This is a genomic window from Nitratireductor rhodophyticola (genome assembly GCF_019891355.1).
Lineage (GTDB): Bacteria > Pseudomonadota > Alphaproteobacteria > Rhizobiales > Rhizobiaceae > Nitratireductor > Nitratireductor rhodophyticola.
Genome location: NZ_JAHSSF010000014.1, coordinates 1 through 820, shown reverse-complemented (window position 1 = coordinate 820; position 820 = coordinate 1). Strand labels below are relative to the sequence as shown.

Here is an 820-nt window from a genome sequence, read left to right as displayed (position 1 = left end):
GGTTTTGTTGCAACGGCTGATTTGAAGCGCAAAGGGGGCCGGTCCGAGGCCAATTATGCGGCAAGAATTGCGAACTGTTCGGCTAGGGACGGATTCGGATTGAAGGCGTATCTCGCCTGTCGCTTGCGCATCATGTGAACCATCTCGATGCCGGACAGGATGATCGCGGCTGATGCCTGTGATTTGAAGCCAAGCATTGGCCGGACGCGGCGCTTGATGCGCCGATGATCCTGTTCAATCCGATTATTCAGATACTTACTCTTGCGGATTTCGATCGGCTTCAGCCGGCGCCGAGAACGATCCTGCAAGCGATTTGTGGTGTCACAGGAAACGATAGCCTCGTGGTTGGTCTGGCTACCATCAATAACGACGCAGCCTGGCCGGCCATGCCGATTCAGCGCCTTTGTGAAGAACCGTTTGGCCGACGGCAGGTCACGCTGCTCGCTGAACCAGAATTCGACCGTGTCGCCGACACTGTCGATGGCGCGGTATAGGTACATCCACTGGCCGCGGACCTTGATGTAAGTCTCGTCGATATGCCATCTGCCGGTCACGTTCCGCTTCCGTCGGTTGAAACGCTCCAGCAATAGCGGTGCGTAGCGGACGGTCCAGCGGTGAATGGTCGTGTGGTCAACGGCAATGCCTCGCTCGGCCATCATTTCTTCCAGGTCCCGCAGGCTCAGACTGTAGGCCAGGTACCAGCGCACGCAAAGCAGGATGACTGACTGGTCAAACTGGCGGCCCTTGAACATTCAATCCTCCGAAAGATCAGAAGCTCTCCTTGCCACAAAAACGGTATTCAAAACGTTGCAACACAACC

Annotated in this window: 1 protein-coding gene; it reads right to left on the bottom strand. The window is 56.2% G+C overall.

What is annotated here, in order from left to right; translation table 11 throughout:
- Window positions 1-53: 53 nt before the first annotated feature.
- A complete protein-coding gene (locus KUG85_RS21035; RefSeq protein WP_009453084.1) occupies window positions 54-752 on the bottom strand; it encodes an IS6 family transposase in 699 nt (232 codons plus the stop codon).
- Between the last annotated feature and the right edge of the window lie 68 nt (window positions 753-820).